Below are 18,833 nucleotides of genomic sequence, written 5' to 3'. Positions count from 1 at the left end.
CCCCAAGTCTGGTGACCGGCTTGGGGTTTTTCGTTGCCTGTGCTTCAGATTTGCTCCAGCAACCAGCTCCTGAATGCCCGTAGCGAAGGCAAGGCCTCATTCCTGGGCGGGTAGATCAGGTAATAACTGCGCTGGCTGGCAAACGCCACCCCCGGGCTGTACAGCTCACCTTTGGCCAACTCTTCCTCCACCAGAATGCGCGGCACCAGGCCGATACCAATCCCGGCGCGCACCGCCTGGATCAGGTGCGAGGTCAGTTCGAAACTCGGGCCCAGGCGCATCGACCGGTGCGGCAGGCCATGGTGCGAAAACCACTCGCCCCAGGCGTGTGGGTTGTTGGCCACATTCAACAACACCTCTTCACTGATCCTTGTCGGGCTCCAGTTCTGGCTGGCCGCGCCAGCCTCGGGCGGCAGGATCACCACCAGTTCCTCGGCATGCAGGCGATGGCAGATCAGCCCCGGCAGGTCGTGGCTGGCCACGCCGATGGCAGCGTCGATTTCGCTGGTGTCGAAGTTGATGGCTTCGATGCGTGAATGAATGTGTACCAGCATGCCCGGATGGGCACTGTAGAACGCATGCAGCCTCGGCAATAGCCATTTCGAACCGAAGGTAGGCAGGGTGGCCAGGCGCAAGGTGCCCACCCCCGACTGGTAGGCCAGCGCCTGCAGGGTGGCGCTGCGGATGCGCCCCAGCGCCTCGCTGAGCTCACGCTGGTACAGGCGGCCGACATCGGTCAGCTGTACTTGGCGCCCCTCACGGCGGAACAAGGTCAGGCCCAGCTGCTGCTCCAGCGCCTGCACCTGGCGGCTGACCGCGCTCTGGGTCAGTGACAGTTCGGCAGCGGCGCGGGTGTAGCTTTCATGCCGGGCGGCGGCCTCGAAAGCCAGCAGCAACGACATGGATGGGGTCAGGTGGCGGTAATTCATTCATAAAAGTCATTGATAGCGGCAGGATTATCCATTTGCCCCTGAAGCGAAACTACAGGAACATTGGCCTATACGTCATCCCTGCATGCATCAACCCATGCCGGAGCGACAGGAATCCCGTGAATAAGCCAATATCAAGAGGCCATCCTTCGATGATCGCCCAGCTGTCGACCGTTGCACCGAGCGCCAATTACCCCGAATTCCTCGAAGCCCTGCGCAACAGCGGCTTCCGTGGCCAGATCAGTGCCGACTACGCTACCCGCACCGTGCTGGCCACCGACAACTCGATCTACCAGCGCTTGCCGCAAGCGGCGGTGTTTCCGCTGGATGCCGACGATGTGGCGCGGGTCGCCACGCTGATGGGCGAGCCGCGCTTCCAGCAGGTCAAGCTGACCCCGCGCGGCGGTGGCACTGGCACCAACGGGCAGTCGCTGACCGACGGTATCGTCGTCGACTTGTCGCGGCACATGAACAAGATCCTCGAAATCAACGTCGAGGAGCGTTGGGTACGGGTGCAGGCCGGTACGGTCAAGGACCAGCTCAATGCTGCGCTCAAGCCGCACGGGCTGTTCTTCGCCCCTGAGCTGTCCACCTCCAACCGCGCCACGGTTGGCGGCATGATCAACACCGACGCCAGTGGCCAGGGCAGTTGCACCTACGGCAAAACCCGCGATCACGTACTGGAGCTGCACAGCGTGCTGCTCGGTGGTGAGCGCCTGCACAGCCTGCCGATCGACGATGCCGCGCTGGAGCAAGCCTGTGCCGCGCCCGGCCGGGTCGGCGAGGTGTACCGCATGGCCCGGGACATTCAGCAAACCCAGGGCGAATTGATCGAAACCACCTTCCCCAAGCTCAACCGTTGCCTGACCGGCTACGACCTCGCGCACCTGCGCGACGAGCAGGGGCGCTTCAACCTCAACAGCGTGTTGTGTGGCGCCGAGGGCTCGCTGGGCTACGTGGTCGAAGCCAAGCTCAACGTTTTGCCGATCCCCAAGTACGCGGTGCTGGTCAACGTACGCTACACCAGCTTCATGGACGCGCTGCGCGACGCTAATGCGCTGATGGCGCACAAGCCGCTGTCGATCGAGACGGTTGATTCCAAGGTGCTGATGCTGGCGATGAAAGACATCGTCTGGCACAGCGTTGCCGAGTACTTCCCGGCCGACCCCGAGCGCCCGACCCTGGGTATCAACCTGGTGGAGTTCTGTGGCGACGAGCCGGCTGAGGTCAACGCCAAGGTGCAGGCGTTCATCCAGCACCTGCAAAGCGATACCAGCGTCGAGCGCCTGGGCCACACCCTTGCCGAGGGGGCGGAGGCAGTCACTCGCGTGTACACCATGCGTAAACGTTCGGTAGGGCTGCTGGGCAACGTCGAAGGCGAGGTACGCCCGCAGCCGTTCGTTGAAGACACCGCCGTACCGCCGGAGCAGTTGGCCGACTACATCGCCGATTTCCGCGCGCTGCTCGATGGCTACGGCCTGGCCTACGGCATGTTCGGCCATGTCGATGCCGGCGTGCTGCACGTGCGCCCGGCACTGGACATGAAAGACCCGGCGCAGGCCGCATTGGTCAAGCCGATTTCCGACGCCGTTGCCGCTCTGACCAAAAGCTACGGCGGCCTGCTGTGGGGCGAGCACGGCAAGGGCCTGCGCTCGGAATACGTGCCGGAGTACTTCGGCGAGCTGTACCCGGCGCTGCAGCGTCTGAAGGGTGCGTTCGACCCGCACAACCAGCTCAATCCCGGCAAGATCTGCACCCCACTGGGCAGCTCAGAGGGCCTGACTCCGGTCGATGGCGTGACCCTGCGCGGCGACCTCGACCGTACCATCGACGAGCGCGTGTGGCAGGACTTCCCCAGTGCCGTGCACTGCAACGGCAATGGCGCCTGCTACAACTACGACCCCAACGACGCCATGTGCCCGTCGTGGAAGGCTACCCGCGAGCGTCAGCATTCGCCCAAGGGTCGCGCCTCGCTGATGCGCGAGTGGCTGCGCCTGCAGGGCGAGGCGAACATCGACGTGCTGGCGGCGGCGCGTAGCAAGGTGTCGTGGCTCAAGGGCCTGCCGGTGCGCCTGCGCAATAACCGCGCACGCAGCCAGGGCCAGGAAGACTTTTCCCATGAGGTATACGACGCCATGGCCGGCTGCCTGGCGTGCAAGTCGTGCGCCGGGCAGTGCCCGATCAAGGTCAACGTGCCGGACTTCCGCTCGCGCTTCCTCGAGCTGTATCACGGTCGCTACCAGCGCCCGCTGCGTGACTACCTGATTGGCTCGCTGGAGTTCACCATCCCGTACCTGGCCCATGCGCCGGGGCTGTACAACGCCGTGATGGGCTCGAAGTGGGTGAGCAAGCTGCTGGCCGACAAGGTGGGGATGGTCGACAGCCCGCTGATCAGCCGCTTCAACTTCCAGGCCACCCTGACCCGCTGCCGCGTTGGCGTGGCCACGGTGCCGACACTGCGCGAGCTGACCCCGGCCCAGCGCGAGCGCAGCATCGTGCTGGTGCAGGATGCCTTCACTCGCTACTTTGAAACGCCGCTGCTGTCGGCCTTCATCGACCTGGCCCATCGCCTGGGCCACCGGGTGTTCCTGGCGCCTTACAGCGCCAACGGCAAACCGCTGCACGTGCAGGGCTTCCTGGGTGCGTTTGCCAAGGCGGCGATCCGCAACGCCACCCAGCTCAAGGCCCTGGCCGAATGCGGGGTGCCGCTGGTAGGCCTGGACCCGGCGATGACCCTGGTGTATCGCCAGGAGTACCAGAAGGTGCCGGGCCTGGAAGGTTGCCCGCAGGTGCTGTTGCCGCAGGAGTGGCTGATGAATGTGCTGCCTGAGCAGGCGCCGACCGCACCGGGTAACTTCCGCTTGATGGCACACTGCACCGAGAAGACCAACGTGCCGGCCAGTACCAAGCAGTGGGAGCAGGTGTTTGCCCGTTTGGGGCTGAAGCTGGTGACCGAGGCCACGGGGTGCTGCGGCATGTCCGGCACTTATGGGCACGAAGCGCGCAATCAGGAAACCTCGCGGACCATCTTCGAGCAGAGCTGGGCGACCAAGCTGGACAAGGAAGGAGAGCCGCTGGCGACCGGTTATTCGTGCCGTAGCCAGGTCAAGCGCATGACCGAACGCAAGATGCGCCACCCGCTGGAAGTGGTGTTGCAGTACGCCCAGCGTTAATCTTCAGGGCCTCGGGGGCGCAAAGCGCCCCCTGCTTTCAATGATCTCGATGCCGCCGCGCTTGTCTGTACAGATACAAGCTCAACACCAGCCCGCAAGCTGCGGCAGTCGCCGCAAACAGAAACATCGAAGCAAACCCGAACCCCGCCGCCACCGCGCCCACCAGTGGTCCGGTCACCCCCAGCGACAAATCGATGAACAGTGAATACGCCCCAACCGCGGCCCCACGGTTGGCCGCCGACACCTGGTTCACTGCCTCCACGCCCAGCGCCGGGAACACCAGCGAGAAACCAAACCCGCTCAGTGCTGCACCCGCCAAGGCCATTTCGGCACTGGGGGCCAGCCACAGCATCAGCAGCCCGAGTGTTTCCACCGACAGGCAGGCGATTGCCACCCTGAAGCCGCCGATACGGTTTATCAGGTTGCCGAACAGCAGCCGCGCGCTGATGAAGCTGGCGCCGAACAGGCTCAGGGTCAACGCCGCGTCGGACCAGCCTCGGCTGGCGTAGTACAGGGTGATGAAGGTGGCGATGGTGCCGAAGCCGATCGAGCCCAGGGCCAGGCCCGAACCATGCGGGAACACCTTGCCCAGCACCCGCAGGAATGGCAGGCGTACGCCGCTGACGATGGGGGCGGCCTGCTTGGGCCAGGCCAGCAGCAGGCCGATGATGCACAGCAGGATGATGCTCACACCCATGCTCCACAACCCCAGCCCCTTGATCATCAGCACGCCCAGTGGAGCGCCGATGGCCAGTGCGCCATAGCTGGCGATGCCGTTCCAGGAAATGACCTTGGCTGTGTTGGCGGCGCCTACCCGGCCGATACCCCAGCCGATCGCACCCGACCCCACCAAGCTTTCAGCGCTGCCCAGTACCAGGCGGCCGACCAGCAGGCAAGCCAGGCTCAGCCAGGGCAGGTGGGTGAGGAAGGCGCACGCCAGCATGAACACCCCGCTGAGGCCGCAGCCGGCAAGGCCGTACATCACGGCTTTCTTGCTGCCGTGGTTGTCGATGATGCGGCTGGCGGTAGGGCGGCTGAGCAGGGTGGCCAGGTATTGCACGCTGATCACCAGGCCAGCGACCACGGCGCTGAAGCCCAGGTCGTTATGCACATAGCCAGGCAGCACGGCCAGTGGAATGCCGATGTTCAGGTAGCCGATGAAGGTGAAGAGAACGATGGAAACGACTTGCAGGGTGACCGCAAGGGGGCGCGGTGAGTCGGGCATGGGGGCCTACATGTGTTCAGGACGGTGTGAAAACGTGATGACGGGGGTGGCCCGCAGGTCAGCCGTTTTCACACAGTCGGGGATGCGCGGTTAGTCCTGGTCAGCGCTGGATTGATCGTCACCATCCTGCTCGACGGCAGCTGCCGGTTCGGCGTGAACGGTCACGGTTGGCTCTTCTGGGTTCAGGCTTGGGAAGGGAAGATTCGGGATCTCATGCATCTCGTCGTTCCTCGCAAGTGTGAGTGAAAAGTCTGCGCCAGGCGCGTTTGGAGCTTCGCAAAGCTGGGGCAGGATACACAAGTCTGGATGACAGTTTGGATTTTTTCCCGTTCGTTTGTCGGTTTTGCGGGCGAACAGCGCACATTTATCTCATGAAAAAAGGGGCCTTTCGGCCCCTTCAGTCAGTGATTACTTACGGCCTTCAGCCGTTTCCGCCACCTTGTCGGTGCGTGCACACATGATGAAGTCGTTGCGGTGCAGGCCTTTGATCGAGTGGCTCCACCAGGTCACGGTAACTTTGCCCCACTCGGTCAGCAGCCCTGGGTGGTGGCCTTCGGCTTCGGCGATTTCGCCCACGGCATTGGTGAATGCCAGGGCGTGCTTGAAGTTCTTGAACAGGAACACGCGCTCCAGCTCCATATGGCCGTCGCGTACTTCGATATTCCAGTCCGGGATTTCGCGAATCAGCTCTGCCAGCTCTTCGTCGGTGACTTTCGGCGCATCGGCGCGGCAGGCTTCGCAATGGGCTTGGTTCAAGGCATTCATGAGGTGTTTTCCGGTTCGAGTTGTTATCGGCAAGGTCGCTCAGGCAGCGACCTTGGGTGGAAATTTCGGTGCGTGCAGGCCCAGCTTCATGGCTTCGTGGACCATGCCCATGATGTCTTCATGGGCAAGGTCGAACAGGCGCTTCATGTTCGGCAGCACGAAATACAGCGGCTGCAGGATGTCGATGCGGTACGGCGTACGCATGGCCTCGATCGGGTCGAAGGCCTGGTGCTCGGGCTCGCCAGACAGACTGTAGACGGTCTCTTTAGGCGACGAGAGGATGCCGCCGCCATAGATCTTGCGGCCCTGCGGGGTTTCCATCAGGCCAAACTCGATGGTCATCCAGTACAGGCGCGCCAGGTACACGCGTTGTTCCTTGGTCGCAGCCAGGCCGAGCTTGCCGTAGGTGTGAGTGAATTCGGCGAACCAGGGGTTGGTCAGCAGCGGGCAGTGGCCGAAGATCTCGTGGAAGATATCGGGCTCTTGCAGGTAGTCCAGCTCTTCCGGGGTGCGGATGAACGTGGCGACCGGGAAGCGCTTGCTGGCCAGCAGCTCGAAGAAGGTTTGGAAGGGGATCAGCGCCGGCACCCGGGCAACCTGCCAACCGGTGGTGGCGCCCAGCACCTTGTTGACCTCGCCCAACTGCGGAATGCGGTCATGGGGCAGCTTGAGCTGGTCGATGCCGTCCAGGTATTCCTGGCATGCGCGGCCTTCGATCACTTTCAGCTGGCGGGTGATCAAGGTGTTCCACACCGCATGCTCTTGCTGCGGGTAATCGATAAAACCATGCGCATCGGACTCGCGTGCCACGTATTGCGTCTGTTTCATGAGGCTCTCCTGGTGAGGGCTTTTCTTGTTATGTGCAGGACATACCCAAGAAATATCCCTTCACCGGCGATTTTGCACGGGGTCTGACCGCTGCCGCGAAGCGTCGCAAACAGGTTTTCGTAACGATAATTTTACAAAGTTGCGTGGGTGTCGGAAAATCCGAGGCATCTGGCTGATGTTTGCGCAGTTTTTGTCAGCTTATCTTTACGACTTTTCCGCGCGGTGTTGAAAAACATTGGCGCTTCGAGAGCCCTCATGCGTATCAAAGTGCATTGCCAGAACCGCATTGGCATCCTGCGCGACATCCTCAACCTGCTGGTCGAGTACGGCATCAACGTACTGCGCGGCGAGGTGGGCGGTGACCATGGCAACGCCATCTACCTGCACTGCCCGAACCTGATCAATCTGCAGTTCCAAGCCTTGCGGCCGAAGTTCGAGGCCATAGCCGGGGTATTTGGCGTGAAGCGCGTGGGCCTGATGCCCAGTGAGCGCCGGCACATGGAGCTGAATGCGCTGCTCGGGGCGCTGGATTTCCCGGTGCTATCGATCGACATGGGCGGCAGCATCGTTGCCGCCAACCGTTCCGCCGCGCAGCTGCTGGGGGTGCGGGTAGATGAAGTGCCGGGCATGCCGCTGGCGCGCTATGTAGAAGACTTCGACCTGCCGGAGCTGGTAAGGGCCAACAAGTCACGCATCAATGGGCTGCGTATCAAGGTCAAGGGTGATGTGTTCCTGGCCGATATCGCACCGCTGCAGTCCGAGCACGATGAGAGCGAGGCGCTGGCTGGTGCGGTACTTACCCTGCATCGGGCGGATCGCATCGGCGAGCGTATCTACAATGTGCGCAAGCAGGAGCTACGCGGTTTCGACAGCATCTTCCAGAGCTCACGGGTGATGGCTGCGGTGGTGCGTGAAGCGCGGCGCATGGCGCCGCTGGATGCGCCGTTGCTGATCGAGGGCGAAACCGGTACTGGCAAGGAGCTGCTGGCGCGCGCCTGCCATCTGGCCAGCCCGCGTGGGCAGTCGCCGCTGATGGCGCTCAACTGCGCTGGGTTGCCCGAGTCGATGGCCGAGACCGAGCTGTTCGGTTACGGCCCTGGGGCATTCGAAGGAGCGCGGGCCGAAGGCAAGCTTGGGCTGCTGGAGCTGACCGCAGGTGGCACGCTGTTCCTTGATGGGGTAGGGGAGATGAGCCCGCGCTTGCAGGTGAAGCTGCTGCGCTTTCTGCAGGACGGCTGTTTTCGCCGGGTCGGTAGCGATGAAGAGGTGTACCTGGATGTGCGGGTGATTTGCGCGACCCAAGTGGATTTGTCCGAACTGTGCGCCCGTGGCGAGTTTCGCCAGGACCTTTATCACCGCCTTAACGTATTGTCGCTGCACATTCCGCCTTTGCGTGAATGCATGGATGGGCTGGAGGGGCTGGTGCAGCACTTTCTCGATCAGGCCAGCCGACAGATCGGCTGCGCCATGCCGCGCCTGGCGCCGGCGGCAATGGAAAAACTTGGGCAATACCATTGGCCGGGCAATGTAAGGCAGTTGGAAAACGTATTGTTCCAAGCGGTTTCTTTATGCGAAGGCGGCGTGGTCAAAAGCGAGCATATACGCCTGCCGGATTATGGCGCGCGGCAGCCGTTGGGCGAGTTTTCGTTGGAAGGGGATCTTTCGCAGATTGTCGGGCGCTTTGAGAAAGCGGTACTGGAAAGTTTGATGGGGGAATTTTCGAGTAGTCGGGCGTTAGGGAAAAGATTGGGTGTTTCGCACACGACAATTGCCAACAAGTTGAGAGATTACGCGCTTAACAAGTCGACGGATTAGTTATTGGTCAAAGAACCTGGGACTGCTTTGCAGTCCTTTCGCGACACAAGGCCGCTCCCACAGGTAATGTGCTGCTCTTCGGTAGAGCACAATACCTGTGGGAGCGGCCTTGTGCCGCGAAAGGGGCCCGTAGGGCCCCTGATTCTGAAGGTATCAGCCGTTAGAGCAGCCGTTCCCCATCACGCGGTATTCGAGAATGTGCTTCTGGCCCTTGGAGTCCTCGTAGGTCATACGGGCTGGCACGACTTCGCACACATTGGGCACTTCGCTCATGGAGATGACACGGGCAATGTCCAGGTGTTGCGAGTAACTGTACTGTTCAACCGGAATCTGCTCGGCATCTTTAGCTTCGCCGGCCATCGCCGCGCCGCAAAGACTGCCAAGTACCAATACCAGTAAAGCTTTCATTTTCTATTTACCTGTCTAAGGTCGTGAGGGGGCACGCGGCGCTTATGGCGCCGCGAGTACTGCTAGTTTTAACTATCGGGATGAGATGGAGATCAACGCTTGCCTTCGTGGGGGCTGTTACCAGTTGTTAATCGCCTTGCCGTTGCTGGCGAGGTGAATTTTATGGCTGTGGCCAAAGCTGAAACAGTGGGTCTTTTGATAAAGTGTTTTGACAGAATCTGTAACAATCCTGTGGCAAAGCCCCTCTTTTCCTCTCTGCCTGGGCTGTAATGCCCGCGCCAGAGCGCTCTGCCGGAACGGGCGTACCAAATTACTACCAACGTCGAATGGCTTTTGTCGCTCTGGTACAGTTACAAACGGTTCCATACAAAAACAACTATTACACCGAGGTAACACAGATGAGTGCGGCTCCACTGTATCCCGTTCGTCCCGAGGTTGCGGCCACTACCCTGACCGACGAGGCCACCTACAAGGCCATGTACCAGCAGTCGGTGATCAACCCGGACGGCTTCTGGCGCGAGCAGGCCCAGCGCATCGACTGGATCAAGCCGTTCACCAAGGTCAAGCAGACCTCCTTCGACGACCACCATGTCGATATCAAATGGTTCGCCGACGGCACTCTGAACGTTTCCTCCAACTGCCTGGACCGCCACCTTGAAGAGCGCGGCGACCAGTTGGCCATCATCTGGGAAGGCGACGACCCTTCCGAACACCGCAACATCACCTACCGCGAACTGCACGAGCAGGTCTGCAAGTTCGCCAACGCCCTGCGCGGCCAGGACGTACACCGGGGTGACGTAGTCACCATCTATATGCCAATGATCCCCGAGGCTGTGGTTGCCATGCTGGCCTGTGCCCGTATCGGTGCGATTCATTCGGTGGTGTTTGGCGGTTTCTCGCCCGAGGCGCTGGCCGGCCGTATCATCGACTGCAAGTCCAAGGTGGTGATCACCGCCGATGAAGGCGTGCGTGGCGGCCGTCGTACCCCGCTCAAGGCTAACGTCGACCTGGCACTGACCAACCCTGAAACCAGCAGTGTGCAGAAAATCATCGTGTGCAAGCGCACCGGTGGCGACATTGCCTGGCACCAACACCGCGACATCTGGTACGAAGACCTGATGAAAGTGGCCTCCAGCCACTGCGCGCCGAAAGAGATGGGTGCCGAAGAAGCGCTGTTCATCCTTTATACCTCCGGCTCCACCGGCAAACCGAAGGGCGTGCTGCACACCACCGGCGGTTACCTGGTGTACGCGGCACTGACCCATGAGCGCGTTTTCGACTACCGCCCGGGCGAGGTGTACTGGTGCACCGCCGACGTCGGTTGGGTCACCGGCCACAGCTACATCGTCTACGGCCCGCTGGCCAACGGCGCCACTACCTTGCTGTTCGAGGGCGTGCCTAACTACCCGGACATCACCCGCGTGTCGAAGATCGTCGACAAACACAAGGTCAACATCCTCTACACCGCGCCAACTGCCATCCGCGCCATGATGGCCGAAGGGCAAGCGGCTGTAGAGGGAGCAGACGGCTCCAGCCTGCGCCTTCTGGGTTCGGTGGGTGAGCCGATCAACCCAGAAGCCTGGAACTGGTACTACAAGACCGTAGGCAAGGAGCGTTGCCCGATCGTCGACACCTGGTGGCAGACTGAAACCGGCGGCATTTTGATCAGCCCGCTGCCTGGCGCCACCGGCTTGAAACCGGGGTCGGCAACCCGTCCGTTCTTTGGCGTGGTGCCGGCATTGGTCGATAACCTGGGCAACCTGATCGAAGGTGCCACCGAAGGTAACCTGGTAATTCTGGACTCCTGGCCGGGCCAGTCGCGTTCGCTGTACGGCGACCACGACCGCTTCGTCGACACCTACTTCAAGACCTTCCGTGGCATGTACTTCACCGGCGACGGTGCGCGCCGTGACGAGGATGGCTACTACTGGATCACCGGCCGTGTGGACGACGTGCTCAACGTCTCCGGCCACCGCATGGGCACTGCCGAGATCGAAAGTGCCATGGTCGCGCATGCGAAGGTTGCCGAGGCCGCAGTGGTTGGCGTGCCGCACGACATCAAGGGACAGGGCATCTATGTCTATGTCACCCTCAATGCCGGTATCGAGGCCAGCGAGCAATTGCGTCTGGAGCTGAAGAACTGGGTGCGCAAGGAAATCGGCCCGATCGCTTCGCCGGATGTGATCCAGTGGGCGCCTGGGTTGCCGAAGACTCGCTCGGGCAAGATCATGCGCCGTATCCTGCGCAAGATCGCCACCGGTGAGTACGATGCCTTGGGCGATATTTCGACCCTGGCCGACCCTGGCGTAGTGCAGCACCTGATCGATACTCACAAGGCGATGAACCTGGCTTCGGCCTGATATCAAGGCAGAGCGCGGGCCGCTCCTACAGGGGGTGTGCAGGCATCAGAGAACCCCGCCCGGGCAACCGGCGGGGTTTTTGCTTTACTGTTACCCGACATTCATCGGTAACTCTTCTGTCACCGTTTCCGCACAGGTTCGGGGCGCCAGGAAACAAATCCGGGCCATTTCGGTGCATTCCAGTAGCCATTTTGTGCAACACAGCACGCTACACTTGCCGTAGTACAAGGCTTTGCCAATAATAGGCCCAGGAATTGCTAGGTCTAAAGGTTCTATTTCTTGCGCTTTTGCATAATTTGCAATGGCTGTCAACATCGCCCGCAGCGGTTTCAGGCGCTTCTGTAAGTAGTTGTCGCTTTGAAGAAATATCGACTACCGGGCTGTCGTTAAAATGCCACTCACTCGCTCGTGGTATGCGGCCTTGGTCGAACCCTGCGCGGCTCGCGTTGTACTCATTCGCATATCGGGCAGCCGTTACCTGCCTTGTATTGCCCCGTACCGATGGAGTTACCTGATGAAGAAGCTCGCACTGCTTGGCGCCCTGGCGCTGTCTGTGTTTTCCCTGGTGTCGCAGGCCGATGAAAAACCGCTGAAAATCGGCATCGAAGCCGCCTACCCACCCTTCGCCTTCAAGCAACCTGACGGCAGCATCGCAGGTTTTGACTACGACATCGGCAACGCCCTGTGCGAAGAGATGAAAGCCAAGTGCACCTGGGTCGAGCAGGAGTTCGACGGCCTGATCCCGGCGCTGAAAGTGCGCAAGATCGACGCCATCCTGTCGTCCATGTCGATCACCGATGACCGCAAGAAATCGGTTGACTTCACCAAGCGCTACTACCTGACCCCGGCGCGCCTGGTCATGAAGGACGGCACCACTGTCAGCGACAGCCTGGATGAACTCAAAGGCAAGAAGATTGGCGTGCAACGCGGCTCGATCCACGATCGCTTCGCCAAGGAAGTGCTGGGCGCCAAAGGTGCCACCGTGGTGCCTTACGGCACCCAGAACGAAATCTACCTCGATGTGGCGGCTGGTCGTCTCGACGGTACCGTGGCCGATGCCACCCTGCTGGAAGACGGTTTCCTCAAGACCGACGCCGGCAAGGGCTTCGCCTTCGTAGGCCCGGCCTTCACCGACGCCAAGTACTTCGGTGACGGCATCGGCATCGCGGTGCGCAAGGGTGACAAGGCCAACGTCGACCGTATCAATGCGGCCATCGACGCCATCCGTGCAAACGGCAAGTACAAAGAAATCGAGAAGAAGTACTTCAACTTCGACATCTACGGTCCAGACTCGAACTAAGACGTCGGGTTTCACCTGTGCAATGGTGCAAACAGCAGAGGCTCTGAGGTTTGCACCATTTTTCATTCTCTAGGTCGAGGACCTCATCATGTTGAAAGGCTACGGGGCAGTCATCCTCGACGGGGCGTGGCTGACGCTGCAGCTCGCCCTGTCGTCGATGGCCCTGGCCATCGTGCTCGGCCTGATCGGCGTAGCGCTGCGCTTGTCGCCGGTGCGCTGGCTGGCCTGGCTGGGCGATCTGTATTCCACGGTGATCCGTGGCATTCCGGACCTGGTCCTGATCCTGCTGATCTTCTACGGCGGGCAAGACATCATCAACCGAGTGGCGCCGCTGCTCGGCTACGAAGACTACATCGACCTGAACCCGCTGATTGCAGGTATCGGTACGCTGGGCTTCATCTTTGGCGCCTATCTGTCGGAAACATTCCGCGGCGCGTTCCTGGGTATTCCCAAGGGCCAGGCCGAAGCGGGCGTGGCCTATGGCATGAGCAATCGTCAGGTATTTTTCCGCATCCAGGTGCCGCAAATGATTCGCCTGGCGATCCCTGGCTTCACCAACAATTGGCTGGTACTGACCAAGGCTACCGCGCTGATCTCGGTGGTCGGTTTGCAGGACATGATGTTCAAGGCCAAGCAGGCGGCGGATGCCACCCGCGAGCCGTTCACCTTCTTCCTGGCGGTGGCGGCCCTGTACCTGGTGCTGACCAGTGTCTCGCTGCTGGCCCTGAAGTATCTGGAGCGCCGCTACTCGGTAGGCGTCAAGGTGGCTGAACTATGATCTTTGACTACAACGTGGTCTGGGAGGCATTGCCGCTGTATTTCGGCGGGCTGCTGACCACCCTCAAGCTGCTGGCGATCTCGCTGTTCTTCGGCCTGCTGGCGGCTATTCCACTGGGCCTGATGCGGGTATCCAAACAGCCTGTGGTCAACCTGGCTGCATGGCTGTACACCTACGTGATCCGCGGCACGCCGATGCTGGTGCAGTTGTTCCTGATCTATTACGGCCTGGCTCAGTTCGAGGCCGTGCGCGAAAGTATTTTCTGGCCGTTGCTGTCCAGTGCCACCTTCTGCGCCTGCCTGGCGTTCGGCATCAATACCAGTGCCTACACCGCCGAAATCATCGCCGGTAGCCTCAAGGCCACGCCGCACGGCGAGATCGAGGCGGCCAAGGCCATGGGCATGTCGCGCATGAAGATGTACCGCCGCATCCTGCTGCCGTCCGCCCTGCGCCGGGCGCTGCCGCAGTACAGCAACGAAGTGATCATGATGCTGCAGACCACCAGCCTGGCGTCGATCGTCACCCTGATCGACATCACCGGTGCCGCACGCACGGTCAATGCCCAGTACTACCTGCCTTTCGAGGCCTATATCACGGCGGGCGTGTTCTACCTGTGCCTGACCTTCATCCTGGTGCGCCTGTTCAAGATGGCCGAACGCCGCTGGCTCGGCTACCTGGCGCCGCGCAAGCACTGACCGCTTTGTGAGAATCGACAGCATGTACAAACTCGAAGTCCAAGACCTGCACAAGCGCTACGGTAGCCACGAAGTGCTCAAGGGCGTTTCTCTGGCGGCCAAGGCCGGCGACGTTATCAGCATCATCGGCTCCAGCGGATCAGGCAAGTCGACCTTCCTGCGCTGCATCAACCTGCTGGAGCAGCCGCACGCCGGCAAGATCCTGCTCAACAACGAAGAGCTCAAGCTGGTCGCCGGCAAGGACGGCGCGCTGAAGGCTGCCGACCCGCGTCAGTTGCAGCGCATGCGTTCGCGCCTTTCGATGGTGTTTCAGCACTTCAACCTGTGGTCGCACATGACCGCGCTGGAGAACATCATCGAAGCCCCAGTGCACGTGCTGGGCGTGAGCCGCAAGGAGGCGCTGGAGAAGGCCGAGCACTACCTGGCCAAGGTCGGTGTCGCTCACCGCAAGGATGCTTTCCCTGGGCATATGTCGGGTGGTGAGCAACAACGTGTGGCAATTGCCCGGGCGCTGGCGATGGAGCCGGAGGTTATGCTGTTCGACGAGCCGACCTCGGCGCTCGACCCCGAGCTGGTAGGTGATGTGCTCAAAGTGATGCAGGCGCTGGCCCAGGAAGGCCGGACCATGGTGGTGGTGACCCACGAAATGGGCTTTGCCCGAGAGGTGTCCAACCAGCTGGTGTTCCTGCACAAAGGCCTGGTGGAAGAAACCGGCTGCCCGCGTGAAGTGTTGGCCAACCCGCAGTCGGAGCGCCTGAAGCAGTTCCTCTCCGGCAGCCTGAAGTAAAAGCTGCATTTTTGCACCAGAATAGGGCATGCTGCGCGGCAAGCGCAGCCTGACCCGGCGCACAGACTAGAACGACCTCAGGTTTCGGACCGCACCCTATGACCACCCAGCGAATCGGTTTTCTCATCTGGCCCAGCACCAGGCCTTTGACCCTGGCGCTGGCCGAGGAAGTGTTGCAGGTGGCGCAGCGGGTGCATCCGGATGTGATCTACGAGTTGTCCTTCCTGCAGGCTGAACCTGCGCAGGATGGCGCCTGGCGTCTGCCGGGCGAACCGTGGAACGGCCGCCTGGAGGGTTGCCACAAGTTGTTTCTGCTGGCGGATGAGCCGCCTGCGGCGATGGGGGCTGCCTTGTCGGCGGCGCTCAAGCAACTGGCGCGCAGTGGCTGCATGATCGGCAGCCTGTCTGCCGGGGTGTATCCCTTGGCAATGCTGGGGCTGCTCGATGGTTACCGCGCTGCGGTTCACTGGCGCTGGCAAGATGATTTTGCCGAACGCTTCCCTAAAGTGATCGCCACCAGCCACTTGTTCGATTGGGATCGTGACCGCCTTAGCGCCTGTGGCGGCATGGCCGTGACTGACCTGCTGTTGGCGGTGCTGGCGCGCGATCACGGGGCGGAACTGGCCGGGGCGGTGTCGGAAGAGCTGGTGGTCGAGCGCATTCGCGAGGGTGGCGAGCGCCAGCGAATTCCGCTGCAGAACCGCCTGGGGTCCAGCCATCCCAAGTTGACTCAGGCAGTGCTGCTGATGGAAGCCAACATCGAAGAGCCGCTGACCACCGACGAAATTGCCCAGCATGTTTGCGTGTCGCGTCGGCAGTTGGAGCGCATTTTCAAGCAGTACCTGAACCGCGTGCCCAGCCAGTACTATTTGGAGCTGCGGCTGAACAAGGCGCGGCAAATGCTGATGCAGACCAGCAAGTCAATCATTCAGATCGGGTTGTCTTGTGGCTTCTCTTCGGGGCCGCATTTTTCCAGCGCCTATCGCAACTTCTTTGGTGCAACGCCACGGGAAGACCGTAACCAGCGGCGCAGCAGCAGCCCGTTCGAGCTGAGTTCGGCGCCTGCCGAAAAAGGCTGATCTTTCGGGGGATTCCGGGCGTATGGCTTGGGGGTGAAGGCAGCGCTCGATCTCACAGGCGCCAGACGAACATCGCCGGACATCCTGCCCCTCACAAACCTATGTGAACACCCGTTCACCCAGCCCCCTCTCTCCCGTACACTGCGCGATTGCGACAGTGTTTGTCGCATTGCCGAAAACCTTGTCCAAACAGGGTTTTGCGCTGTAACAAGTTGTCGCTTGGCCGCAAGGACAGGCGCGGATCAGTCCTTACAATCCCCCCATCGCTCGCCACTTCCAGGCCAGCGTTCCTCTTCAGGAGACTCAGATGTCCGTTGAGCAAGCCCCGGTGCAACGTGCCGATTTCGACCAGGTCATGGTTCCCAATTATTCTCCGGCGGCCTTCATTCCTGTGCGAGGCGAGGGTTCCCGCGTCTGGGACCAGTCGGGTCGCGAGTTGATCGACTTTGCCGGTGGTATCGCGGTAAACGCCCTGGGTCACTGCCATCCGGCACTGGTCAAGGCCCTGACCGAACAGGCCAACACCCTCTGGCATGTATCCAACGTGTTCACCAACGAGCCGGCCCTTCGCCTGGCTCACAAGCTGGTGGACGCTACCTTTGCCGACCGCGCGTTCTTCTGCAACTCTGGCGCCGAGTCCAACGAGGCTGCTTTCAAGCTGGCCCGTCGCGTTGCCCATGATCGCTTCGGCCCTGAAAAGCACGAAATCATCGCCACCGTGAACAGCTTCCACGGTCGCACCCTGTTCACTGTCAGCGTCGGTGGCCAGCCGAAGTACTCCGACGGCTTCGGCCCGAAGATCACCGGTATCAGCCACGTGCCCTACAACGACCTGGAAGCACTGAAGGCGCAGATTTCCGATAAGACCTGCGCCGTGGTGATCGAGCCGATCCAGGGCGAAAGTGGCGTGGTGCCGGCCGACAAGGCCTACCTGGAAGGCGCGCGCAAGCTGTGTGACGAGCACAACGCCCTGCTGATCTTCGACGAAGTGCAGACTGGCGTGGGCCGCACCGGCTCGCTGTATGCCTACCAGCATTACGGCGTGACCCCGGACATCCTGACCAGCGCCAAGAGCCTGGGCGGCGGCTTCCCGATCGGTGCCATGCTGACCACCACCGAGCTGGCCAAGCACCTGGCCGTTGGCACCCACGGCACCACCTATGGCGGCAACCCACTGGGCTGCGCCGTTGCCTGTGCGGTGCTGGATGTTATCAACACCCCGCAAACCCTGGCCGGCATCAAGGCCAAGCACGAACGCTTCAAAACCCGCCTGGAGCAGATCGGCCAGAAGTACAACCTGTTCACCCAGGTGCGTGGTGTCGGCCTGCTGCTGGGTTGCGTGCTGACCGAAGCCTGGCAAGGCAAGGCCAAGGACGTGCTCAACGCGGCCGAGAAAGAAGGCGTAATGGTGCTGCAGGCCGGCCCGGACGTGGTCCGCTTCGCGCCAAGCCTGGTGGTTGAAGACGCCGACATCGATGCAGGCCTGGACCGCTTCGAGCGCGCCGTGGCCACACTGACCCAAGGCTGACCCGCCTGCGGTCCTCTCGCCGGTCCCAGCCATGGCTGAACCGGGCCGGCGATACCCGATTCCAGTGCAGGTGCCCAAGCGCCTGCCGTTTATCCGTGCCGCCGTCAGCGGCCCGTATTCCAAAGGAGTGACACCATGCTGGTGATGCGCCCCGCGCAAATGGCTGATCTGAACGAAGTGCAGCGCATGGCTGCAGACAGCCCCATTGGTGTCACCTCGCTGCCGGACGACACTGCTCGCCTGGGCGACAAGATTGCCGCCTCCGAGACATCCTTCGCCGCCGAGGTCAGCTTCAACGGTGAAGAAAGTTACTTTTTCGTGCTCGAAGACAGTAACACCGGGAAGCTGGTCGGCTGCTCGGCCATCGTCGCTTCGGCCGGCTACTCCGAGCCGTTCTACAGCTTTCGTAACGAGACCTTCGTGCACGCCTCGCGCGAGCTGAAGATCCACAACAAGATCCACGTGCTGTCGCTGTGCCACGATTTGACCGGCAACAGCTTGTTGACCAGCTTCTATGTGTTGCCGGAGTTGGTGAACAGTGGCTGGGCCGAGCTCAACTCGCGCGGTCGCCTGCTGTTCATGGCCGCGCACCCGGAACGCTTCGCCGACTCGGTGGTAACCGAAATCGTCGGTTACAGCGACGAACAGGGCGAATCGCCGTTCTGGGATGCCATCGGCCGCAATTTCTTCGACCTCAACTATGCCCACGCCGAACGCCTGTGCGGGCTCAAGAGCCGTACCTTCCTCGCCGAGCTGATGCCGCACTACCCAATCTACGTGCCGCTGCTGCCTGACTTGGCGCAGGAAGCCATGGGCCAGGTGCACCCGCGCGCGCAAATCACCTTCGACATCCTCATGCGTGAAGGCTTCGAGACCGAGCACTACATCGACATTTTCGACGGCGGCCCGACCTTGCACGCACGCACCTCGGGTATTCGCTCGATCGCCCAGAGCCGGGTGGCGCCGGTGAAAATCGAAGACGCCCCGGTCAAGGGCGGGCGCCCGTACCTGGTGTGCAACGGCCAGTTGCAGGACTACCGCGCGGTGCTGCTGGACCTCGACTGGGTGCCCGGCAAGCCGGTCAGCCTGAGCGTGGCTGCAGCCGACGCGCTGGGCGTGGGCGAGGGCGCCAGCGTGCGCCTGGTCGCGGTCTGAGGTCTGGC

16 protein-coding genes are annotated in these 18,833 nt (G+C 61.6%); 10 read left to right on the top strand and 6 right to left on the bottom strand.

Going from position 1 to position 18,833, the window contains the following annotated elements; all coding sequences use genetic code 11:
• Positions 1-44: 44 nt before the first annotated feature.
• Positions 45-929 (bottom strand): LysR substrate-binding domain-containing protein, encoded by an 885-nt coding sequence (locus tag DM807_RS07070; RefSeq protein ID WP_012273577.1) that lies wholly within the window; start codon positions 927-929, stop codon positions 45-47.
• A 152-nt stretch (positions 930-1,081) separates the two neighbouring features.
• Between DM807_RS07070 and ydiJ the strand changes: the two genes are divergently transcribed.
• Complete coding sequence (gene ydiJ / locus DM807_RS07065) at positions 1,082-4,102, top strand: D-2-hydroxyglutarate dehydrogenase YdiJ (RefSeq protein WP_179027198.1); 3,021 nt, start codon at positions 1,082-1,084, stop codon at positions 4,100-4,102.
• A gap of 37 nt (positions 4,103-4,139) precedes the next feature.
• On the opposite strand, the gene DM807_RS07060 is transcribed toward ydiJ, so the two are convergent.
• From DM807_RS07060 to phhA, 4 genes are all read right to left on the bottom strand, one after another.
• Positions 4,140-5,327: an MFS transporter gene (locus tag DM807_RS07060; RefSeq protein ID WP_179027197.1), complete on the bottom strand. Its 1,188-nt coding sequence runs from the start codon at positions 5,325-5,327 to the stop codon at positions 4,140-4,142.
• A gap of 90 nt (positions 5,328-5,417) precedes the next feature.
• A complete protein-coding gene (locus DM807_RS27875) occupies positions 5,418-5,546 on the bottom strand; it encodes a hypothetical protein (RefSeq protein WP_256098753.1) in 129 nt (42 codons plus the stop codon).
• Between the two features lie 189 nt (positions 5,547-5,735).
• Positions 5,736-6,092: a 4a-hydroxytetrahydrobiopterin dehydratase gene (locus DM807_RS07055; RefSeq protein WP_003254532.1), complete on the bottom strand. Its 357-nt coding sequence runs from the start codon at positions 6,090-6,092 to the stop codon at positions 5,736-5,738.
• 39 nt (positions 6,093-6,131) lie between these two features.
• Complete coding sequence (gene phhA, locus DM807_RS07050) at positions 6,132-6,920, bottom strand: phenylalanine 4-monooxygenase (RefSeq protein ID WP_179027196.1); 789 nt, start codon at positions 6,918-6,920, stop codon at positions 6,132-6,134.
• 255 nt (positions 6,921-7,175) lie between these two features.
• Here phhA and DM807_RS07045 point away from each other — a divergent pair, with 255 nt between their 5' ends.
• Positions 7,176-8,735: a sigma-54-dependent phenylalanine hydroxylase transcriptional regulator PhhR gene (locus DM807_RS07045; RefSeq protein WP_012273571.1), complete on the top strand. Its 1,560-nt coding sequence runs from the start codon at positions 7,176-7,178 to the stop codon at positions 8,733-8,735.
• 153 nt (positions 8,736-8,888) lie between these two features.
• Here DM807_RS07045 and DM807_RS07040 read toward each other — a convergent pair whose 3' ends face one another.
• On the bottom strand, positions 8,889-9,143 hold the full coding sequence (locus tag DM807_RS07040) for a DUF2790 domain-containing protein (protein ID WP_003260110.1): 255 nt from the start codon (positions 9,141-9,143) through the stop codon (positions 8,889-8,891).
• 398 nt (positions 9,144-9,541) lie between these two features.
• Here DM807_RS07040 and acs point away from each other — a divergent pair, with 398 nt between their 5' ends.
• The 8 genes from acs to aruF all read left to right on the top strand — a co-directional run bounded on the left by acs (position 9,542) and on the right by aruF (position 18,825).
• The gene (gene acs, locus DM807_RS07035) at positions 9,542-11,503 is read left to right on the top strand and encodes an acetate--CoA ligase (RefSeq protein WP_060492930.1); all 1,962 of its coding nucleotides are present in this window, start codon (positions 9,542-9,544) and stop codon (positions 11,501-11,503) included.
• A 514-nt stretch (positions 11,504-12,017) separates the two neighbouring features.
• Complete coding sequence (locus DM807_RS07030; RefSeq protein ID WP_012273569.1) at positions 12,018-12,803, top strand: ABC transporter substrate-binding protein; 786 nt, start codon at positions 12,018-12,020, stop codon at positions 12,801-12,803.
• A gap of 88 nt (positions 12,804-12,891) precedes the next feature.
• Entirely contained in the window at positions 12,892-13,581 is a 690-nt protein-coding gene (locus DM807_RS07025; RefSeq protein WP_012273568.1) for an ABC transporter permease, read from the top strand.
• Positions 13,578-14,276: an ABC transporter permease gene (locus tag DM807_RS07020; RefSeq protein ID WP_012273567.1), complete on the top strand. Its 699-nt coding sequence runs from the start codon at positions 13,578-13,580 to the stop codon at positions 14,274-14,276. The genes DM807_RS07025 and DM807_RS07020 overlap by 4 nt, the downstream gene beginning before the upstream one ends.
• Positions 14,277-14,298: 22 nt before the next feature.
• Complete coding sequence (locus tag DM807_RS07015; protein ID WP_012273566.1) at positions 14,299-15,063, top strand: ABC transporter ATP-binding protein; 765 nt, start codon at positions 14,299-14,301, stop codon at positions 15,061-15,063.
• A 98-nt stretch (positions 15,064-15,161) separates the two neighbouring features.
• Positions 15,162-16,142 carry a transcriptional regulator ArgR gene (gene argR, locus DM807_RS07010; protein ID WP_012273565.1) on the top strand — a complete coding sequence of 327 codons (981 nt, stop codon included), beginning with the start codon at positions 15,162-15,164 and terminating at the stop codon, positions 16,140-16,142.
• 307 nt (positions 16,143-16,449) lie between these two features.
• The gene (locus DM807_RS07005) at positions 16,450-17,670 is read left to right on the top strand and encodes an aspartate aminotransferase family protein (protein ID WP_012273564.1); all 1,221 of its coding nucleotides are present in this window, start codon (positions 16,450-16,452) and stop codon (positions 17,668-17,670) included.
• Between the two features lie 135 nt (positions 17,671-17,805).
• Positions 17,806-18,825 carry an arginine/ornithine succinyltransferase subunit alpha gene (gene aruF, locus DM807_RS07000; protein WP_012273563.1) on the top strand — a complete coding sequence of 340 codons (1,020 nt, stop codon included), beginning with the start codon at positions 17,806-17,808 and terminating at the stop codon, positions 18,823-18,825.
• Positions 18,826-18,833: the final 8 nt, after the last annotated feature.

The sequence above is a fragment of the Pseudomonas hunanensis genome (genome assembly GCF_013393325.1).
GTDB classification, from domain to species: domain Bacteria; phylum Pseudomonadota; class Gammaproteobacteria; order Pseudomonadales; family Pseudomonadaceae; genus Aquipseudomonas; species Aquipseudomonas putida_P.
Note: the sequence above shows the minus strand (reverse complement) of the source record. Positions and strands in the feature narration are given on the sequence as shown.

Coding starts and splice junctions, on each gene's coding strand:
- DM807_RS07070 (WP_012273577.1), bottom strand. CDS start 929: ATGAATTACCGCCACCTGACCCCATCCATGTCGTTGCTGCTGGCTTTC.
- ydiJ (WP_179027198.1), top strand. CDS start 1,082: ATGATCGCCCAGCTGTCGACCGTTGCACCGAGCGCCAATTACCCCGAA.
- DM807_RS07060 (WP_179027197.1), bottom strand. CDS start 5,327: ATGCCCGACTCACCGCGCCCCCTTGCGGTCACCCTGCAAGTCGTTTCC.
- DM807_RS27875 (WP_256098753.1), bottom strand. CDS start 5,546: ATGCATGAGATCCCGAATCTTCCCTTCCCAAGCCTGAACCCAGAAGAG.
- DM807_RS07055 (WP_003254532.1), bottom strand. CDS start 6,092: ATGAATGCCTTGAACCAAGCCCATTGCGAAGCCTGCCGCGCCGATGCG.
- phhA (WP_179027196.1), bottom strand. CDS start 6,920: ATGAAACAGACGCAATACGTGGCACGCGAGTCCGATGCGCATGGTTTT.
- DM807_RS07045 (WP_012273571.1), top strand. CDS start 7,176: ATGCGTATCAAAGTGCATTGCCAGAACCGCATTGGCATCCTGCGCGAC.
- DM807_RS07040 (WP_003260110.1), bottom strand. CDS start 9,143: ATGAAAGCTTTACTGGTATTGGTACTTGGCAGTCTTTGCGGCGCGGCG.
- acs (WP_060492930.1), top strand. CDS start 9,542: ATGAGTGCGGCTCCACTGTATCCCGTTCGTCCCGAGGTTGCGGCCACT.
- DM807_RS07030 (WP_012273569.1), top strand. CDS start 12,018: ATGAAGAAGCTCGCACTGCTTGGCGCCCTGGCGCTGTCTGTGTTTTCC.
- DM807_RS07025 (WP_012273568.1), top strand. CDS start 12,892: ATGTTGAAAGGCTACGGGGCAGTCATCCTCGACGGGGCGTGGCTGACG.
- DM807_RS07020 (WP_012273567.1), top strand. CDS start 13,578: ATGATCTTTGACTACAACGTGGTCTGGGAGGCATTGCCGCTGTATTTC.
- DM807_RS07015 (WP_012273566.1), top strand. CDS start 14,299: ATGTACAAACTCGAAGTCCAAGACCTGCACAAGCGCTACGGTAGCCAC.
- argR (WP_012273565.1), top strand. CDS start 15,162: ATGACCACCCAGCGAATCGGTTTTCTCATCTGGCCCAGCACCAGGCCT.
- DM807_RS07005 (WP_012273564.1), top strand. CDS start 16,450: ATGTCCGTTGAGCAAGCCCCGGTGCAACGTGCCGATTTCGACCAGGTC.
- aruF (WP_012273563.1), top strand. CDS start 17,806: ATGCTGGTGATGCGCCCCGCGCAAATGGCTGATCTGAACGAAGTGCAG.